This is a genomic window from Bradyrhizobium sp. JR4.3 (assembly GCF_040547695.1).
Classification (GTDB): Bacteria; Pseudomonadota; Alphaproteobacteria; order Rhizobiales; family Xanthobacteraceae; genus Bradyrhizobium; species Bradyrhizobium canariense.
Genome location: NZ_JBEPQF010000023.1, coordinates 77,868 through 95,924, shown reverse-complemented (window position 1 = coordinate 95,924; position 18,057 = coordinate 77,868). Strand labels below are relative to the sequence as shown.

Annotated in this window: 16 protein-coding genes; 8 read left to right on the top strand and 8 right to left on the bottom strand. The window is 66.0% G+C overall.

All coding sequences use genetic code 11. From position 1 onward, the window contains the following. Nucleotides 1-3 precede the first annotated feature (3 nt). From ABIB91_RS29490 to ABIB91_RS29480, 3 genes are read right to left on the bottom strand one after another with little or no spacing between them, the layout of a single operon-like run. Nucleotides 4-267 carry a DUF6111 family protein gene (locus ABIB91_RS29490; protein ID WP_354169702.1) on the bottom strand — a complete coding sequence of 88 codons (264 nt, stop codon included), beginning with the start codon at nt 265-267 and terminating at the stop codon, nt 4-6. Further along, nucleotides 264-935: a CoA pyrophosphatase gene (locus ABIB91_RS29485; protein ID WP_007595081.1), complete on the bottom strand. Its 672-nt coding sequence runs from the start codon at nt 933-935 to the stop codon at nt 264-266. The genes ABIB91_RS29490 and ABIB91_RS29485 overlap by 4 nt, the downstream gene beginning before the upstream one ends. Beyond that, nucleotides 932-1,543, bottom strand: a complete 612-nt coding sequence (locus tag ABIB91_RS29480; protein WP_219684492.1) for a DUF1285 domain-containing protein — start codon at nt 1,541-1,543, stop codon at nt 932-934. Before ABIB91_RS29480 ends, ABIB91_RS29485 begins: the two co-directional genes overlap by 4 nt. 276 nt (nt 1,544-1,819) lie before the next feature. Between ABIB91_RS29480 and ABIB91_RS29475 the strand changes: the two genes are divergently transcribed. The 7 genes from ABIB91_RS29475 (at nt 1,820) to ABIB91_RS29445 (ending at nt 13,052) form a co-directional block, all read left to right on the top strand. Then, nucleotides 1,820-2,818 (top strand): AAA family ATPase, encoded by a 999-nt coding sequence (locus ABIB91_RS29475; RefSeq protein ID WP_354169699.1) that lies wholly within the window; start codon nt 1,820-1,822, stop codon nt 2,816-2,818. After that, nucleotides 2,818-3,762 (top strand): DUF58 domain-containing protein, encoded by a 945-nt coding sequence (locus ABIB91_RS29470; protein WP_007595084.1) that lies wholly within the window; start codon nt 2,818-2,820, stop codon nt 3,760-3,762. Before ABIB91_RS29475 ends, ABIB91_RS29470 begins: the two co-directional genes overlap by 1 nt. After that, complete coding sequence (locus ABIB91_RS29465) at nt 3,759-6,572, top strand: DUF4159 domain-containing protein (protein WP_354169696.1); 2,814 nt, start codon at nt 3,759-3,761, stop codon at nt 6,570-6,572. The genes ABIB91_RS29470 and ABIB91_RS29465 overlap by 4 nt, the downstream gene beginning before the upstream one ends. A gap of 7 nt (nt 6,573-6,579) precedes the next feature. Further along, a complete protein-coding gene (locus tag ABIB91_RS29460) occupies nt 6,580-8,643 on the top strand; it encodes a hypothetical protein (protein ID WP_354169694.1) in 2,064 nt (687 codons plus the stop codon). A 259-nt stretch (nt 8,644-8,902) separates the two neighbouring features. Next, a complete protein-coding gene (locus tag ABIB91_RS29455) occupies nt 8,903-9,916 on the top strand; it encodes an alpha/beta fold hydrolase (RefSeq protein WP_354169692.1) in 1,014 nt (337 codons plus the stop codon). A 226-nt stretch (nt 9,917-10,142) separates the two neighbouring features. Beyond that, nucleotides 10,143-10,547 carry a DUF2946 domain-containing protein gene (locus ABIB91_RS29450; RefSeq protein ID WP_354169690.1) on the top strand — a complete coding sequence of 135 codons (405 nt, stop codon included), beginning with the start codon at nt 10,143-10,145 and terminating at the stop codon, nt 10,545-10,547. 147 nt (nt 10,548-10,694) lie between these two features. Beyond that, a complete protein-coding gene (locus ABIB91_RS29445) occupies nt 10,695-13,052 on the top strand; it encodes a TonB-dependent receptor (protein WP_354169688.1) in 2,358 nt (785 codons plus the stop codon). A gap of 22 nt (nt 13,053-13,074) precedes the next feature. Here the strand turns inward: ABIB91_RS29445 and ABIB91_RS29440 are convergent, their stop codons facing one another. The 5 genes from ABIB91_RS29440 to ABIB91_RS29420 all read right to left on the bottom strand — a co-directional run bounded on the left by ABIB91_RS29440 (nt 13,075) and on the right by ABIB91_RS29420 (nt 17,063). Then, complete coding sequence (locus ABIB91_RS29440) at nt 13,075-14,232, bottom strand: hypothetical protein (RefSeq protein ID WP_354169686.1); 1,158 nt, start codon at nt 14,230-14,232, stop codon at nt 13,075-13,077. A 33-nt stretch (nt 14,233-14,265) separates the two neighbouring features. Then, nucleotides 14,266-14,943 (bottom strand): methyltransferase domain-containing protein, encoded by a 678-nt coding sequence (locus ABIB91_RS29435; protein ID WP_354169684.1) that lies wholly within the window; start codon nt 14,941-14,943, stop codon nt 14,266-14,268. A gap of 35 nt (nt 14,944-14,978) precedes the next feature. After that, nucleotides 14,979-15,494 (bottom strand): GNAT family N-acetyltransferase, encoded by a 516-nt coding sequence (locus ABIB91_RS29430; protein WP_007595102.1) that lies wholly within the window; start codon nt 15,492-15,494, stop codon nt 14,979-14,981. Nucleotides 15,495-15,561: 67 nt separating this feature from the next. After that, nucleotides 15,562-16,509 (bottom strand): glycosyltransferase family 2 protein, encoded by a 948-nt coding sequence (locus tag ABIB91_RS29425; RefSeq protein ID WP_354169681.1) that lies wholly within the window; start codon nt 16,507-16,509, stop codon nt 15,562-15,564. Nucleotides 16,510-16,571: 62 nt separating this feature from the next. Then, on the bottom strand, nt 16,572-17,063 hold the full coding sequence (locus ABIB91_RS29420; RefSeq protein WP_219684481.1) for an NUDIX domain-containing protein: 492 nt from the start codon (nt 17,061-17,063) through the stop codon (nt 16,572-16,574). A gap of 80 nt (nt 17,064-17,143) precedes the next feature. On the opposite strand from ABIB91_RS29420, the gene ABIB91_RS29415 reads away from it, so the two are divergent. Next, a complete protein-coding gene (locus ABIB91_RS29415; protein WP_354169679.1) occupies nt 17,144-18,025 on the top strand; it encodes a metallophosphoesterase family protein in 882 nt (293 codons plus the stop codon). Nucleotides 18,026-18,057 lie beyond the last annotated feature (32 nt).

The window sequence follows — 18,057 nt, the reverse complement described above, 5'->3', positions numbered from 1 at the left end:
GCCCTATCTTTCCACGCCCGGCACGAGCTTGCCGTTCTCGACATGGGCGGGGACATAGGTCGAATCCGGCGCAGCGCCGGAGTAATGCGCAAAGCCGATCAGCCCCGCGATCACCAGCACGAGCGCCGCCAGCATGAGACGCGCGACGATGGTGGTCGGCCAGGACGATTGCACGAACAGGCCGGAACGCGTGGCGGCCAGGAACAGCGCATAGACGACAAAGGGAACGAGGAAGATTCCGATCTCGGTCAGGATCGGCCGGATCATGACGAATAGATCCGCTCGTAGAGCACACGCAGCATGCCGGCCGTCGCGCCCCAGATGTAGCGTTCGGCAAACGGCATCGCGTAGTAGGACCGCTCCATGCCGCGGAATTCTTTACTGTGCACCTGGTGGTTGGCCGGGTTCATCAGGAAGGATAGCGGCACTTCGAACGCATCATCAACCTCGGAATGGTTGATCGTCAGCTCAAAACCCGGGCGCACCCTGGCAACCGTCGGCAGGATGCGGAAGCCGAAGCCGGTGCCGTAGAGATCGAGATAGCCGATCGGCTCGACGAAGTCTCTGGACAGCCCGACCTCCTCCTCGGCCTCGCGCAGCGCCGCATCGAGCGGCGAGCGGTCGGTCGCGTCGATCTTGCCGCCGGGAAAGGCGATCTGGCCGGCATGGTCGTTCAGATGCGCCGACCGCTGCGTCAGGAGGATGGTCGGCTCGGGATGATCGACCACCGCGATCAGGACCGCCGCCGGCCGCACCGGCTGCTCGCGCGCGATGATCTCGAGCATCTTGTCGGTACCGGGATCGCCCGAGGCAGGAATGATGTTGGGATCGTAGAGACCGGGCGGAACGTCGAAGCCGAGCCGCGCGGAGGAGCGGGCGAAGAAATCGGCCGCACCGATCACGGCGGGATCGTTCCTGGAGATAGGCTTGTTCAAAGCGCGGCCCTCACCTGCTCCGCATCGGCCATGGCAAAGAATTCGCCGGCCGATTCGACACCGAACATCGGCTGGCCATCGACCATCCGCTCCTCACCCATGTCAACAAGATCGTAATAGAGCGCGCGGGTGACCTTGGCCCAGAGCTCGGCGCGGACGTGCAGATAGGGCGTCAGCCCGCCGTCTCTGGCCTGCTCGAAGCGCAGCCGGTGCGCCGCATCGCAGGTGACCCAGTCGTCGACATTGGTGCGGAAGCGGAGCACGCGATGGTTGGCCTCGCCGTCCTTCTGCATCTCGACCGCCATGAACGGCGCGTCGTCGACGCGAATGCCGACCTTCTCCACCGGCGTGACGAGGAAATGCTTGTCGCCTTCACGCTTGAGGATGGTCGAGAACAGGCGAACCAAGGCATGACGGCCGATTGGCGTCCCCAAATAGAACCAAGTACCATCGGATGCGATTCGCATGTCGAGATCGCCGCAGAATGGCGGATTCCACAAATGCACCGGAGGCAGGCCCTTTTTGGCACCTTCGGCATCGGCAGCAGTTTTGGCAGCGGCAGTCAGCCCCTCGAGACCGCGATCGGCGCTCTGCCCTTGGTTCGCCATGGTTTGCCCTGACTTTGTCATTTGGCACGATCGGTGCAAGTCTGAATTGTAAGTCTACGTTGTATGCCGGTGCACGGTTCCACCCCGGATTCATCCGGTGTGGAGGTCGCCACTTCGTGATGCCCTACATATCCCTAAGCCGATAAGGTGGGGATAGGTTAATTCAACGAATACATGGCCTTCCTGCAAGTCTAGCATAGGGCCCACGTCTTGAGTTGAGGACGTGACGACATGACGACGCAAGCGAGCTGCATGGCAGGCTGAAGGAGCTAACGGATGGCGGAGAGTGTCGAGAAGCTCGAAGACGGAATCGTCCGTTCGGCCGAGCAGGTGTCGAGCCAGATTCGCGCGGCGAAAGAGGCGATCGGCTCCGTCATCTTCGGTCAGGATCGCGTGATCGAGAACACGCTGGTCACGATCCTCTCCGGCGGCCATGCGCTGTTGATCGGCGTCCCCGGCCTCGCCAAGACCAAGCTGGTCGAGACGCTCGGCGTCACGCTCGGCCTCGATGCCAAGCGCATCCAGTTCACGCCCGATCTGATGCCGTCGGACATTCTCGGCGCCGAAGTGCTCGACGAGAGCACCTCCGGCAAGCGTGCCTTCCGCTTCATCTCCGGCCCCGTATTCGCGCAACTGCTGATGGCCGACGAGATCAACCGCGCCAGCCCGCGCACGCAGTCGGCGCTGCTGCAGGCGATGCAGGAGCAGCACATCACCGTTGCCGGCGCGCGTCACGATCTGCCGAAGCCGTTCCACGTGCTCGCCACGCAAAATCCGCTGGAGCAGGAAGGCACCTATCCGCTGCCTGAAGCCCAGCTCGACCGTTTCCTGATGGAGATCGACGTCGACTATCCCGACCGCGACGCCGAGCGCCGCATCCTGTTCGAAACCACCGGCGCCGACGAGACGCTGGCGAAGGGCACGATGACACCTGACGCACTCATCACCGCGCAGCGACTGATCCGGCGCCTGCCGGTCGGCGATTCCGTGGTCGAGGCGATCCTGTCGCTGGTGCGCGCGGCCCGTCCGGGTCCGGACGGCGGCGACACCAGCAAATTCATCGCCTGGGGCCCGGGCCCGCGCGCCAGCCAATCGCTGATGCTCGCGGTGCGCGCACGCGCGCTGATCGACGGACGCCTCGCGCCTTCGATCGACGACGTGCTCGACCTCGCCGAGCCCGTGCTGAAGCACCGCATGGCGCTGACGTTCCAGGCGCGTGCCGAAGGCCGCACGATTCCGGACGTGATCCGGCAACTGAAGACACGGATCGGTTGATGGCGGCGGAGAACGGGCACGCAGCAAAGGAGATCATCGCGATCCGACGTGCCGATGGCGAAAGCCGCACGCTCGCAGCTTCCTTGCCGCGCCTGGTGCTCGAGGCCCGCCGTATCGCCGCCAACGTCATTCACGGCCTGCACGGCCGCCGTCGCGCCGGCTCCGGCGAAAATTTCTGGCAGTACCGCCGCTTCGTCTCCGGCGAGCCGTCGCAGAACGTCGACTGGCGGCGATCGGCGCGCGACGATCTGCTCTATGTCCGCGAGCTCGAATGGGAAGCCTCGCACACGGTCTGGATCTGGCCCGACCGCTCGCCCTCAATGGCCTTCGCTTCAAAACAGGCGCGCGAATCCAAGCTCGAGCGGACGCTGATTGTCGCCTTCGCGCTGGCCGAGTTGCTCGTCTCCGGCGGCGAACGCGTCGGCATTCCCGGGCTGATGGCACCGACCGCGAGCCGCAGCGTCATCGACAAGATGGCGCAGGCGATGCTGCATGACGATGCCGACCGCTTGAGCCTGCCGCCGTCCTTCGTGCCCGCGGCGCTGGCCGAGACGATCGTGCTGTCGGACTTCTGGTCGCCGATCTCCGAGATCAGGACCACGCTCGGCGGCCTGTCCGGCTCCGGTGCGCATGGCACGCTCGTGCAGGTCGTCGATCCCGCCGAGGAATCATTCCCCTATTCCGGCCGCGTCGAGTTCGTCGAGCCAGAAGGGTTCGGCGTGATCACCGCCGGCCGCGCCGAGAGCTGGGCGCAGGATTACACCGCCCGGCTCGCGCTCCACCGCGACCAGATCCGCGCCGAGACCAACAAGCTCGACTGGCTGTTCACGACGCACGCCACCGACCGCTCGGCCGCCGAGCTCCTGCTGTTCCTCCATGCCGGCATGCAGGTGAGCAAGTCGGGCGCCCGCACCACCACGATCAAGGCGGGGCCGGCAGCATGATGGGACTGCCGCTCGCCTTCACCGAACCGCTGCTCCTGATCGGCCTCGTCAGCCTGCCGGTGCTGTGGTGGCTGCTGCGCGTGATGCCGCCGCGGCCGCGCCGCATCGAGTTTCCGCCGACGCGCCTGTTGTTCGACATCGCACCGCGCGAAGAGACGCCGTCGCGGACGCCGTGGTGGCTGACCGCATTGCGGCTGCTGGCCGCGGCGCTGGTCATTTTCGCCGCCGCCGGCCCGATCTGGAATCCGCAAACAGGCGCCGCCGCCAGCAAGGCGCCGCTGATGATCATGTTCGACGACGGCTGGAGCGCGGCGTCCAACTGGGACATCAGGATCAGGGCCGCCGACGAATTGATCGCCAGTGCCGAGAACGACCGCCGCGCGATTGCGCTGGTGCCGCTGTCGGAGCCGAACCGCGATATCACCCTGATGCCGGCGGGCGCCGCGCGCGTCGCGTTGCGGCAGCTGACGCCAAAGCCGTATTCGATCGAGCGCGTCGAGACCCTGACCGCAATCGATCGCTTCCTGAAAGCGACCGGCGACTGCGAGATCGCCTGGCTCTCCGACAGCGTCGACACCGGTCGCGGCGAGGAATTCGTGGCTGGCCTCGGCAAGACCATCGGCGATCGCAGCCTGACCGTATTCGAAGGCGGCACCTCGTCGCCGCTGGCCCTGGTCGCGGCCGAGAACGCCGCCGCCAAAATGACGGTAAAGGTGCTGCGCACCGACGGCGGCATCGCAATCGGCACCGTGCGCGCTCTGGACCAGAAAGCCTCGCCGATCGGCGAAGCGCGTTATTCGTTCGGCCCGCAGGACAAGGAAACCGAAGCGTCGTTCGATCTGCCGGTCGAGCTGCGCAATGACATCACGCGGCTGGAAATTGCCGGTGAGCGCTCCGCAGGCGCAGTGCAGCTGCTCGACAAGCGCTGGCGCCGCCGCGCCATCGGCATCGTCTCGGGCTCGACCAGCGAGACCGCGCAGCCGCTGCTGGCGCCGACCTTCTATCTTACCCGCGCGCTGGCGCCGTTCGCTGACGTGCGGCTCGCCGACAAGGGCTCGCCGCAGCAGGGCATCACGCAGTTCCTCGACCAGAAGCTGCCGATGATCATCCTCGCCGATGTCGGCACCATCGCCCCTGAAATCCGCGAGCGTCTCAATGCCTGGATCGACCAGGGCGGCGTGCTGGTGCGGTTCGCCGGTCCGCGGCTGGCGCAGGCCGAGGACGATCTCGTCCCGGTCAAGCTGCGCAAGGGCGGCCGGACGCTCGGCGGCAGCCTGACCTGGGAAAAGCCGCAACATCTGGCCTCCTTTGCCGCCGATGGTCCGTTTGCCGGCGTGGTGGTCCCCAAGGACGTCACCATCAGCCGCCAGGTGCTGGCCGAGCCCGACGCCGTGCTCGCCACCAAGAGCTGGGCCTCGCTGGAAGACGGCACGCCGCTGGTGACGGGCGAGCATCGCGGCAAGGGCGTCGTCAGCCTGTTCCACGTCAGCGCCGACATGCGCTGGTCGGATCTGCCCATGTCGGGCACCTTCGTCGAAATCCTGCGTCGTGTCGTCGACATGTCCGGCTATACCGCCAAGCCGGGCGCAGGCGTTGCCACTGAGGCGACCGCCGAGACGGTGGCGCCGCTGCATATCCTCGACGGCTTCGGCGCCTTCGGCCCGCCGCCGGCCGCCGCCAAGCCGCTGCCCGCGGATTATCGCGACCGCGCCACACCCGATCATCCGCCGGGCTTCTATGGTCCGGCAGAAGGACCGCTCGCCGTGAACACGCTTGCCAGCGCCGACCGTATCGCAGCGCTGAACACCGCGAGCCTGCGCGCCCGGCACGCCACCTACACCAATGCCGAGCCGCAGGACTTGCGCGGCTGGCTGCTGTCGACGGCGCTTGCGCTGTTCCTGGTCGACGCCATCATCGTCGCGGTGCTCGGCGGCGGCCTTGCCGCGCTGCTGCGCCGCCGCGCCGCGCCCGCGATGATCGTCTTCGGACTGGTGCTCGCTGGCCTCGCCTCATTCGTGCCGACGCCGTCACACGCAGACAGCGCGTCCGACGAGTTCGCGATGAAGGCGGTGTCGCAGACCCGCCTCGCCTATGTCGTGACCGGCAATGCCGATGTCGATTCCATCGTCAGGGCCGGACTATCAGGATTGACGCTGTTCCTGGCGCAGCGCACCGCGCTCGAGGCCGGCGATCCCGTCGGCATCGACCCGGCGCGCGACGAGCTCGCCTTCTTCCCGCTGATCTACTGGCCGATCGTGCCGGGCGCGCCCAAGCCGTCGCGGGACGCCATCAACAAGATCGACGCCTACATGAAGCAGGGCGGCACCGTGCTGTTCGACACCCGCGATGCGGTCGAAGCCCCGCCCGGCGCGAACGGCGCCGCGCAGACCCCCGCCATGCAGACGCTCCGCGAGATCCTGTCCTCGCTCGACGTGCCCGAGCTGGAGCCGGTGCCGCGCGAGCACGTGCTGACCAAGACCTTCTTTCTCTTGCGCGACTTCCCCGGCCGCTTCACCACCGGCCAGACCTGGGTCGAGACCTTGCCGCGGGAAGACGACGACGACAGCGCGCAACGGCCGGCACGCGGCGGCGACGGCGTCTCACCGATCATCATCACCTCGAACGACCTTGCCGGCGCCTGGGCCGTGCGGCCCGACGGACAGGCCATGCTGCCGGTGACCGGCGGCGACCCCCGCCAGCGCGAATTCGCCTACCGCGCCGGCGCCAACATCGTGATGTACACGCTGACCGGCAACTACAAGGCCGACCAGGTGCACGCACCGGCCCTGATCGAACGGCTGGGGCAATAGGATCGATATGAATTACGGCATCGCATTCACGCCGCTGGTTCCCACGATTGTCCTGTGGCTCGCGCTGGCCGCGGTCGTCGTCATCGCGCTCGTGCTGCTGCTGGCGCGGGCGCGCGGCGCTGCCGTGCGCGTGGCCGCGTTGGCGCTGTTCCTGCTGGCGCTCGCCAATCCCTCCTTCACCCGCGAGGACCGCGATCCCCTCACCTCGGTCACCGCAATCGTCGTCGACAAGAGCCCGAGCCAGAATTTCGGCAATCGCAATCGCGAGGCCGCTCAGGCGCAGGAAGCGCTGGTCGACAGCCTGAAGAAGATCAAGGGGCTCGAGGTCCGCGTCGTCGATGCCGGACAGGCCGACGGCGAGACCGACGGCACCAAGCTGTTCGGGGCGCTGGCCTCGGCCTTGTCGGACGTGCCGGTCGACCGCGTCGCCGGTGCGTTCCTGATCACCGACGGCCGTGTCCACGACATTCCGGCCAACGCCGCCGGGCTCGGCTTCCAGGCGCCGGTGCACGCGCTGATCACGGGGCAGAAGGACGAGCGCGACCGCCGTATTGCGGTCATCGCCGCGCCGCGCTTCGGCATCGTCGGGCAGCCCCAGACCATTACCTACCGCCTCGACGACCAGGGCGTCAGCGGCGAGCGCGCCAAGGTCACGGTCCGCAGGGACGGCGAGGTCATCAACGAGCGCACGCTTTCGAGCGGCCAGGCCGCAAGCGTCGAGGTCGACATCAAGCACTCCGGGCCGAACATCGTCGAGATCGAGGCCTCGCCGCTCGAGCGGGAATTGACGCCGGTGAACAACCGCGCCGTGGTCGCCATCGACGGTGTGCGCGACAAGCTGCGCGTGCTGCTGGTCTCGGGTGAGCCGCATTCCGGCGAGCGCACCTGGCGCAACCTGCTCAAGTCCGACGCCAGCGTCGATCTCGTCCACTTCACCATTCTGCGGCCGCCGGAGAAGCAGGACGGCACGCCGATCAACGAATTGTCGCTGATCGCGTTTCCGACCCGCGAGCTGTTCCAGCAGAAGATCAACGAATTCCAGCTGATCATCTTCGACCGCTATGCTCGCCAGGGCGTGCTGCCGATCGCTTATTTCGACAACATCGCGCGCTACGTGCGGTCCGGCGGCGCAGTGCTGGTCTCGGCCGGCCCCGATTACGCGTCCAACACCAGCATCTGGCGCACGCCGCTGGATTCGGTGCTGCCGGCCGAACCGGTCGGGGTGACGGAAAAGCCGTTCTACGCGCATCTGTCCGACGTCGGCAAACGCCATCCTGTCACGCGCGGCCTCGAGGGCTCCGCCTCCGAGCCGCCGCGCTGGAGCCGCTTCTTCCGCACCGTCGAGACCCGCAATGCGGTCAACCCGCCCGTCATGACGGGCGTCGACGGCAAGCCGCTGCTGTTCCTATCGCGTTTCGGCGAGGGCCGCGTGGCGCTGCTGCTCTCCGACCATATCTGGCTGTGGGCGCGCGGCTACGAAGGCGGCGGCCCGCATCTCGATCTGTTGCGGCGGATGTCGCACTGGCTGATGAAGCAACCTGATCTGGATGAGGAAGCGTTGCGCCTGCAGGTGCAGGGCAAGAATCTCGTGGTGGTGCGCCAGACCATGGCGGACAGCGTTCAGCCGGTGAGCGTGATCTCGCCGTCGGGCGTGTCGCGCGACCTGACGCTTGCAGCCGGCGATCCCGGCGAATGGCGCGCCAGCCTGCCGGCGAGCGAGCTCGGCCTGTGGCAAGCCACCGACGGCACGCTGAAGGCGCTGATCAATGTCGGCCCGACCAATCCGAAGGAGTTTTCGGAAGTCACCTCCACCACTGAGACGTTGAAGCCGCTGACCCAGGCGACCGGCGGTGACGCCGTGCGCGTGGTCGACGGCGCCAGCGTCGAGCTGCCGCGCATTCTGCCGGTCCGCTCGGCGAGCGTCTTCCATGGTGACGGCTGGATGGGCGTGCGGATGCGCGACGCCAGCGTCGTGAAGGGCGTCGGCGTGCTGCCGATCTTTGCCGGCCTGATCGGCCTGTTGCTGCTGCTCGGCGCGTTTGCTGCGACGTGGGTCCGTGAAGGGCGCTAGGCGGCTTACGCGCGTCCCTTCGCTTCCCGTTAGTCGGATAATCCAATCGTCACTTCTTCGCCGGAAGCTCCATAGCGCCTTCGACCCCGAACTCGGTCGAATGTAGCGCGTTGTGAAATCTGGGGGCGGTTCTTCCTCGGCCCTGGGCAGGCGTGTCCCTGTCCAGGCATCGCTCCCCGCGGACAAGAGCAGTTCTCGACGGAGCCTTCGCAGCACCCAAACAGCGCGAGCGTTCGATGAGAAGCGGAGTTACTCGACCATGACAGACACACTTCACCAGCGCACGTTCAGCTCGCCTCGTCAGACAACGCGCTACATCGCGTGCGGGCCGGCCGACGGACCGTTGATGATCTTCGTCCATGGCTGGCCGAGCATCAGCTTGATGTGGCGCGCGCAGATGGGCGCGTTTGCCGTCGACGGTTGGCACTGCGTCGCTCCCGATCTGCGCGGCTACGGCGGCTCTTCCACCCCTGCAGCCAACGACGCCTATACCATCGAGGAAATCGTGATGGACATGGCCGAACTTCATGATCACCTCGGCGGCAAGCCTGCGATCTGGGTTGGCCACGACTGGGGCTGTGTTGTGGTCGGTGAGTTGGTCGCGCATCAGCCAAAGCGCAGCCGCGGAGTAGCGCTGACCTCGTTGGCGTATCAGCCCGACGGGCACGCCCTGCGCACTGTCGTCCCGCTGGTCGACCGAACGATTTATCCGGTTGACCAATATCCGGACGGCCAATGGGATTACTACCGTTACTACACCACGCACTTCGAGGCGGCGGTCGCCGACCTCGATGCAGATTTGGCAGCATCGCTGGCGTCGATCTTTCGGCCAGGCGACCCCGCCGGCATCGGCAAGGTTTCGCCGAATGCGATGGTCACGCGCAATGGAGGGCGCTTTGGCGCCGCGCACCGCGCCCCGCCGACTGAGCCTGATCCGGCTCTCTGGCCGCCGGCGGACTTCGACGTGCTGGTGCAGACGTTCAAGACTCATGGCTTCCGCCCATCCTGCGTGTGGTACCTGAACGACGACGCCAACATCGCCTATGCGCGCAAGGCACCCAGTGGCGGCCGCCTGTCGCAGCCGGTGCTGTTCGTTAACGGCGACTTTGATCAGATCTGCAGCATCACCGGAAATCGCCAAGGTGACCCGATGCGGGCCGCCTGCCCGGACCTGACCGTGACGAGCCTGCCCGCAGGGCATTGGCTGCCGCTGGAGCGCAAGGCAGAACACATCGAGGCTATCCGCACCTGGCTCCAGAGCAAAAAGCTCTGATGCCGCCTCCTCGCGCTGGCACTGAGTCAATCAATCGCCGTTCCCGTAAGCCATTCGATAGGTCCTCAGCCTAGATCTTTCAGTTGCCCGCACGACACGGCGAGGAGCCGGCCCGCTCGGGTCGGCTCGACAGCGGTTGACATCCGCTGACCGATCGGGCGATGTTACATTATAACATCGCGGGATCAGGGGATGATGCCTCGCGATGTGGGGGTGGCGTTTTCGGATGAAGTGGTTCCGGTCGAATATCAAGCACGGCGCCCGGCTCGCGATCTTCGCGATGCTGGTGCAGTTCGCGCTGACGTTCGGCCACAGCCATTGGTTCGCCCAGGCCGCTCCCCTCGCTCAGTCCTCGCTTCAGCAGACCGACAGCAACCAAGCTCCCACTTCGATCGACCGCGCCGCGGTCGAGAAGCAATCTCCCGCTGGCCCCCACAGGGAGCAGCCGGGTGAGGACAATTGCGCGATCTGCGCATTGGTCGCGATGGCCGGCACCGTCATGTTCGCGGCGCCGCCGGTGTTGTTGCTGCCGCAGGCGATCGACCTGCTCTACCGCACCACCGACGCCGAATTCGTCCATCTGAAATCGGCCGGCACGGCATTCCAACCGCGCGCACCTCCCGCGTCCTGACTTCCAACAACGCTTGATCACGCTCGGCTCGCCGCTTTCAGGCGCGTGCCCGGGAGCAGTTGAAGTCGAATTCCGTCGCGCAGCGACGGCAGGCCGCCTCCGATCAGCAGACCAACATGCGGACGGCGCCTGACTGGAATCAGGACCATGTCATTCAAATTGCGGCGCACGCAGCGCCTTGGCGGAGCAAGCCTGCTCCTGATCGGCGTCGCCACCTCGGCGCTGGCCGAGGATAAGTCATCGACCGAGATCCCCGCCGTCACCGTGACGGCTCCGAGCCCCATCGTACGCAGGGCGGTGGTGCCGACCCGCAACCCCGGCCGCCCTACGCGAACCGCGCGGGCGCGCAGCCCCGAGCGCACCACGGACGCCACGCCGGCAGCCTCCACGCCGGCCGCACCCCAGCAGGGCGTGCTGCCTATCGTGACCAACCAGTTCGCGACCGTCACGGTGGTGCCGAACGAGGAGATCCGCCGCGAGGGCGGCGGCCAGCTCGGCGATCTCCTGTTTTCGAAACCCGGCATCACCGGCTCGAGCTTCGCGCCGGGCGCTTCCAGCCGGCCGATCATCCGGGGGCTCGACGTCAACCGCGTCGGCATCGTCGAGAACGGCACCAATGCCGGCGGCGCCTCCGATCTCGGCGAGGATCACTTCGTCCCGATCGATCCGCTCGCGACCAACCAGGTCGAGGTGGTGCGCGGGCCGGCTGCGCTGCGCTACGGCTCGACCTCGATCGGCGGCGTGGTCAGCGCCACCAACAACCGGATTCCCGACACGCTGCCGAACTGCGCTCCGTCGTTCCAGGCTTACGGCATGCCGGCCAAGGCGCCGCTCGCGAGCGCCGCGACATCGCCTTGCGTCACCGCCGAGACGCGCAGCGCCTTCAGCTCGGTCGACCGCGGCGTCGAAAGCGGCGTGCTGCTCGACACCGGCGGCGGCAATTTTGCCTTCCATGCCGACGTCTACGGGCGCAACACCACCGACTACAGCATCCCGAGCTATCCCTATCTGAACGACCAGACACGCTCCGTCGCCAACGGCCGCCAGCCGAACTCCGCAACGCGCTCGGACGGCGCCTCGATCGGCGGCTCCTATTTCTTCCAGGGCGGCTATGTCGGCGCGGCGATCACGCAGAACGACTCGCTCTACCACATCCCCGGCATCGACGGCGCCGACCACAACACCCGGATCGACGGCCACCAGACCAAGATCACCGTCAAGGGCGAGTACCACCCCGACGCGGCCGCAATCGACGCCGTCCGCTTCTGGGCCGGCGCGACCGACTACCGGCACAACGAGATCGGCCTTGCCGATCCGGCCGATCCCACCACCGACGGCGTGCGGCAGACCTTCACCAACAAGGAGCAGGAGCTTCGCACCGAGGTGCAGCTGATGCCGTTCAACGCGCGCTTCGCCGAGGTGACGACGGCGTTCGGCTTCCAGGCGGGCCACCAGGAACTGACGGCGCCAAGCCCGGATGATCCCGGCGCGCTGTTCAACGGGTTGTGGGACCCGAACCGAAACTACCGCGTCGCCGGCTACGTCTTCAACGAGTTCAAGTTCAGCGAACAGACCAGGGCGCAGATCGCGGGCCGGATCGAACATGTCGAACTGCACGGGTCGACGCCCGATTTCCCGGCAGACTTCCTGCCCGACGGGACGCCGCAAACGAGCATCGTCCGCAATCCGTCGTTCACGCCGAAGAGCGGCAGCATCGGCCTGTTGCAGGACCTGCCGGGCGGCATGGTCGGCAGCATCACCGCGCAATATGTCGAGCGTGCGCCGAAGCCGGCCGAGTTGTTCTCGCGCGGTGGCCACGATGCGACCGCGACCTTCGACATCGGCAATCCGAACCTCACCATCGAGACCGCGAAGTCGGTCGAAATCGGCGTGCGCAAGGCGGCCGGACCGCTCCGGTTCGAGGCGACCGCCTATTACACGCACTTCGACAATTTCATCTATCGCCGCCTCACCGGCGTGATGTGCGACGGCGACTTTGCCTCCTGCGGTGCGCCCGGCGCCGAGCTGAACCAGGCGGTCTACTCACAGCGCAATGCCAACTTCCGCGGCGGCGAATTCCAGTCGCAGCTCGATATCGGCGCGTTCCAGGGCGGCATCTGGGGCATCGAGAACCAGCTCGACGTGGTCCGCGCCACCTTCAGCGACGGCACCAACGTGCCGCGGATTCCGCCGGTGCGGCTGGGTGGCGGCGTGTTCTGGCGCGACGACAACTGGCTGATGCGCGTCAACCTGTTGCACGCGTTCGCGCAGAACAATGTCGCCGTGATCGCGGAGACTCCGACGGCAGGCTACAATTTGCTGAAGGCGGAGGTCAGCTACAAGACCAAGCTCAACCCGAATGCATTCGGCGCGCGCGAGATGCTGGTCGGCCTCGTCGGCAACAATCTGTTGAACGAAAACATCCGCAACTCGGTGTCCTACACCAAGGACGAGGTGTTGATGCCTGGCATCGGCGTGCGGGCGTTCGCGAACTTCAAGTTCTGAAAGCGCGATAGCTAGCCGGAGCTCATCGCGGTTCGGCTAGAGCGGCTGCATCGGGGGAAGCCTCTGCCGCCTCCCGAAACAGCACGGCGAACAGCAGGGTCCACAATGTCAGGAGAGAAATGGGGATCGTGTAGTATGGCGTCGCGATCGGATAGGTGAAGAAGAAGGCGAGGTTGAGCGCCAGATTGGCCATCGTGAGCAGCGCGACGCGGCGAGTGCCGTTCGCCTGCCGCAACAGCCAGATCGAGCCTGCAACTCCGATGACGATCAGCAAGGTCTGGAGCGGGTCGGCGAGATAGTCCCGGACCACCGCGAACGAAAAATCCAGCGGCCTGACATCGGGGTTGTTGCCGTAGGTCGACGCGAACGGACTGCCGGCGTTGACGGCGTAAGAGACGATGGTCGGGATCACGCCGGCCAGCAATGCGAGGCCGAACACGAGCCCCTGCAAGAACCGGGACAACGTCCGTTCCGCAAGGAACGCGACGAGGAGAAACAGGCCATAGCCGGACGCCAGGAAGAGATTGGCCAACCGGAAATCAACGGTCAGTCCGAGCAGGAAGCCGATCGGCGCCAGCGGCCAGATCCTCGGTTGAGATCGCGGGCTCGCCAGCCATCGCGCCGTGAGACATCCCGCGAGCGCGCAGACGACGACGGTCGGGGCCATCGAATAGCTCGCCTTGACCGGATTGACCATCTGGTAGATCGCAAGGCAGCCGAACGTCCCGGCCATCAGGACCGACCGCATGCTGCGCGCGAGAGAAAGCGCAAATAGCGCAAAGCCGAGCACGATAATGGTCGCCAGCATGTACATGGGCACGACCTGGTGACCTGGCGGAAACAGCGCCAACACGAGGCCGACACCCGGCGGATATTGAATGACGACCTTCCCCGTGGCCGGCATCAGATTGTGACAGGGCGCCGCGGTCGTATCGTTCCAGTCCGGGTAGCCGATCTCCTTCAGCTTCGCTTTCTGATAGCCATCGTCGTCGCGGCCGAGGTTGGTGTCGAAGCCCTCCACCAGCCCGAACCTCTGGAACAGATGCGCCTGCCTGAGGTAGCAGATGTCGTCATAGACGCCGCGCGCCTCATTCCATCGCATCATGGTCCAGAAATGGCCGATCAGCACCGCGAGAAACAACACGGCGAAGACGGCTTTGCTGGTGTGGATCTTCTTCATCGGGGATCATGATGCGACGGAGGCGGCGCTGCTTTAGCGGAATGCAAGATAGAGATTGGACGATAGCGGGCCGAGCGACAAACCGGTGTAGCCCACGGCCGCGGACTTAGGGGCGGAGGACTTGGCGGCGAGCCCCAGCAGCCGTTTTCGCGTCATCAGGATCAGGTTCTGCTCGTCGGTCCATTCCGACTTGCCGGCGATCCTGCAGGCGATCCTGAAGGTGCCGTCGAGATAATGCGCCAGCGGGATGGCGGTGTGGTGCTCGACCGGAAAGAACCTATTGGGCACGGTGATGAACACCCGCCGCGCGACGCGGCAAAGCTCCTCGACCAGGAGCACCTGATTTTCATGGCTACCGGCATGCTCGAGCACGGCATTGGACGTCGCGACATCGAACGCATTGTCGTTGAACGGCAGCCGTGTATTCGGTTCGATCTGCACGTAACGGCAAAGCGGAAAAGCCGCCTTGAACCCGATTCCTTCGCCGAGCCCGCACGCCGTGATCTTGTGCTGATGCGGGTAGCTTCGCTCCAGCACGTTCGCGCCGTCGTTGATCACGTCGGATACGCCGACATCCAGGATCTCGTCCAAGGCAGACGGCTGCATGCGGGCGATGAAATCCTGGAAGATGCGGTCGCGCGCGGCGATCAGCAGCTTTTCCGCCGTGCTCCCGGACGCCACTTCCCGGTAATATTGCTGATCGACCGGCACTGCCCTACCTTCATGTGAGCTTCGAAGCGATGGCGTCAGGTGCGCGTCTTGCTCCAGTCCGGACCGACCGGTCCCGATACGCCTTCGAACGCGCCCTCGACCAGCTCGATGACGAGGAGCCGGCTGTAATCTACCGGGCCCGGCATGGTGACGCGTCCCTTGGGGACCTGCTTGAAGCCGACGCGGCTGTAATAGGGCTCGTCGCCGACCAGCAGCACCAGGCGATGGCCCTGCGCCTTCGCATCCGTCAGTGCGCGCTCGAGCAGCAGCCGGCCGACGCCGCGGCTGCGGAACGGAGGCTCGACCGTCAGGGGCCCGAGCAGCAGTGCCGGCGTGTCGCCGACGCAAATCGGCAACTGCCGTACGGATCCGACCAGCAACGTACCGACGCGGGCGGTGAAGGATAGATCGAGCACATGATCCACATGCTCGCGGATTCGGTACGCGCTGAGCACGAAGCGGCCGGGTCCGAAGGTGCGTTCGTGCAGCCGCTCGATCGCCTGAGCATCGCCGGCGGCTTCCGACCGGATGGTGAGGGAGAGATCGTTCATCGCGTCGGCGGGATATCACCTTGGAGGGCAGCGGTCCATGGGATTGCGCCCGGCCCCGGAGGCAATTTCAGGTCCTCCAGAGCGGCGGTTGGGACAGGTAGGCGAGCATCTTCATTTCCCGCCGCCCGCGCGTCACGGTGTCGAGCACGAGCCCCGACGAGGCCGAAAGCAGCGCCATGATCATCAGGCCCATGGAGAGCACGGCGGTCGGCAGGCGCGGGACGAGGCCGGTTTCGAGGAAGGTGATCACGACGGGCAGCCCGAAAGCGATCGACAGCAGCGCGAGCACGATGCCGATCGCCGAAAAGAAGCGCAGCGGCCGCTCCGACCGATTGAGCTTCAGCATCGTGTTGAAGATGCGCAACCCGTCCTGCCAGGTGTCGAGCTTGGAGAAGGAGCCTTCCGGGCGCGCGTAATAGGGCGTCTCGACCTCGGCGACCGGCAGCGACAATTCCAGCGCATAGACCGCGAACTCGGTCTCGATCTCGAAGCCACCGGACAGGACCGGGAAGGATTTGACGAACCGGCGCGAGAACACGCGGTAACCGGACAGGATGTCCTTGAAGGCGTGGCCGAAGGTCGATGCCAGGAAACCGGTGAACAGCCGATTGCCGATGCGATGACCGCGCCGGTAGGCCGCTTGCGATTGATCGACACGCAGACCGACAACCATATCCAGATGCTCGTCGAGGAGCTCGTCGATCATGCGCGACGCGCTCGGCGCGTCGTAGGTCGCATCGCCATCGACGAGCACGTAGATGTCGGCCTCGATGTCCGCGAACATGCGGCGCACGACGTGACCTTTGCCCTGGCGCCGCTCGCTGCGCACGATCGCTCCCGCCTCGCGCGCGACCGCCGCGGTACGGTCGGTCGAGTTGTTGTCGTACAGGTAGACCTCGGCCGCAGGCAGTGTCTTGCGGAAATCGGCAACGACCGTCGCGACGGCGGCTTCCTCATTGTAGCAGGGCACCAGCACGGCGACCCGAAACGGCCATGACCTCGTCGATTCAGACAATCTTCATCCCTCGTCCATGCGCCGACACCGCAGGTGCGGCGATTTACTAGCACAGGCAGCCATCATCGCCACGTCGCAATCCGCGGCCTGTCGTGTAGGACTTCCGCGATCCGCAACCGCGTGCCGGGCGTGGTCCCCTCGGGCAGCGCGGTGACCGCGAAGAACCCGCACTCGGCGATCTCGTGGTTGGGCGCGGGCAGGCGATCCTGCTTGAACTGCCTGACGACGTAGACCGCGACGTGGTCGCGGCGCGAGACGTGGCTGTTGAGGAAGATGCCGTGCAGCACGGCATCGCCAGTGAGATCGATATCGCCCTCCTCCTTGAGCTCGCGGCGCATCGCCTGCTCCATGGTCTCGCCGAGATCGACGCCGCCGCCGGGCAGATACCAGCCCGTGACGTAGCTGTGCCTGACCAGGAACACCCTGGTGTCGGCATCCAGTACCACGGCGCGGACGCCGAGCGTCATGCCGCGGACCAGCAGGAAATAGGCGTGGAAGATTTGCCGCAGCAGCGGCTCGAATCTGCGTCGGACGCTGTTCAGACGATCCGCCATCGGGCTCCCTTGATGCCCCGCTTGCACCTGGCCTGCGACCTTGCCATTACAGCGGGCGAATAGCGAGGCAATCGCCCCCAATGGCCCCCTTCACGCTCGCCCATCTGTCGGACCCGCATCTGCCGCCGCTGCCGAAGCCGCGGCTGATCGAGCTCGCCGGCAAGCGCGCGTTCGGCTACGTCAACTGGACGCGCAACCGTCACAAGTATCAGCGCCGCGAGGTGCTCGACGCACTCGTCGCCGACATGAAGGCGCAAGGTCCCGACCACATCGCGGTCACAGGCGATCTCGTCAATCTGGCGCTGGAGGCGGAATTCGCGCCGGCGCGCGCCTGGCTCGACGGCCTCGGTCCGCCCGACCGCGTCACCACGATTCCCGGCAATCACGACGCTTATGTCCGCGCCACCTTTCATCGCTTCGGCGAAACCTTCGCGCCCTATCTTGCGGGTGACGATGGCCGTATCGGCTTTCCGAGCCTGCGCCGGCGCGGGCCGCTCGCGCTGATCAGCCTGTCCACGGCGGTGCCCACCTTGCCGTTGATGGCGACAGGCGCGCTCGGACGCGATCAGCTCGCGTCGCTCGAAGAGATGCTCGAGCGGTTCGCAGCCGAGGACGTCTTTCGCGTGCTGCTGGTGCATCATCCACTGAAGTCCGGCGCGCGCCACAAGCGGATGATCGACTCGGCCGAGCTGCTGACGCTCTTGAAACGCCACGGCGTCGAACTGATCCTGCACGGGCACGACCACATTCATTCGACGATGTGGTTCGAAGGCCCCAACGGCAACATTCCCGCAATCGGCGTGCCATCGGCCTCCGCGCTCGCGCACGGGCACACCCCGGCTGCGGCCTACAATCTGTTCACGATCGAGAAGGACAACGCCAGCTGGCGTTGCGAGCAGACGGTGCGGAGCCTGGGGGCTGGACTTCAGATCGGGCAGATCAAGCATGTGAAGTTGATTTAGACCGCTGTCATTCCGGGGCATGCGAAGCATGA

Bases quoted from the DNA above. Each gene is read 5' to 3' on its own strand.
- ABIB91_RS29430 (WP_007595102.1), bottom strand. From the start codon at position 15,494: ATGAACGATCTCTCCCTCACCATCCGGTCGGAAGCCGCCGGCGATGCT.
- ABIB91_RS29455 (WP_354169692.1), top strand. From the start codon at position 8,903: ATGACAGACACACTTCACCAGCGCACGTTCAGCTCGCCTCGTCAGACA.
- ABIB91_RS29460 (WP_354169694.1), top strand. From the start codon at position 6,580: ATGAATTACGGCATCGCATTCACGCCGCTGGTTCCCACGATTGTCCTG.
- ABIB91_RS29465 (WP_354169696.1), top strand. From the start codon at position 3,759: ATGATGGGACTGCCGCTCGCCTTCACCGAACCGCTGCTCCTGATCGGC.
- ABIB91_RS29445 (WP_354169688.1), top strand. From the start codon at position 10,695: ATGTCATTCAAATTGCGGCGCACGCAGCGCCTTGGCGGAGCAAGCCTG.
- ABIB91_RS29415 (WP_354169679.1), top strand. From the start codon at position 17,144: ATGGCCCCCTTCACGCTCGCCCATCTGTCGGACCCGCATCTGCCGCCG.
- ABIB91_RS29450 (WP_354169690.1), top strand. From the start codon at position 10,143: ATGAAGTGGTTCCGGTCGAATATCAAGCACGGCGCCCGGCTCGCGATC.
- ABIB91_RS29440 (WP_354169686.1), bottom strand. From the start codon at position 14,232: ATGAAGAAGATCCACACCAGCAAAGCCGTCTTCGCCGTGTTGTTTCTC.
- ABIB91_RS29420 (WP_219684481.1), bottom strand. From the start codon at position 17,063: ATGGCGGATCGTCTGAACAGCGTCCGACGCAGATTCGAGCCGCTGCTG.
- ABIB91_RS29490 (WP_354169702.1), bottom strand. From the start codon at position 267: ATGATCCGGCCGATCCTGACCGAGATCGGAATCTTCCTCGTTCCCTTT.
- ABIB91_RS29475 (WP_354169699.1), top strand. From the start codon at position 1,820: ATGGCGGAGAGTGTCGAGAAGCTCGAAGACGGAATCGTCCGTTCGGCC.
- ABIB91_RS29480 (WP_219684492.1), bottom strand. From the start codon at position 1,543: ATGGCGAACCAAGGGCAGAGCGCCGATCGCGGTCTCGAGGGGCTGACT.
- ABIB91_RS29470 (WP_007595084.1), top strand. From the start codon at position 2,818: ATGGCGGCGGAGAACGGGCACGCAGCAAAGGAGATCATCGCGATCCGA.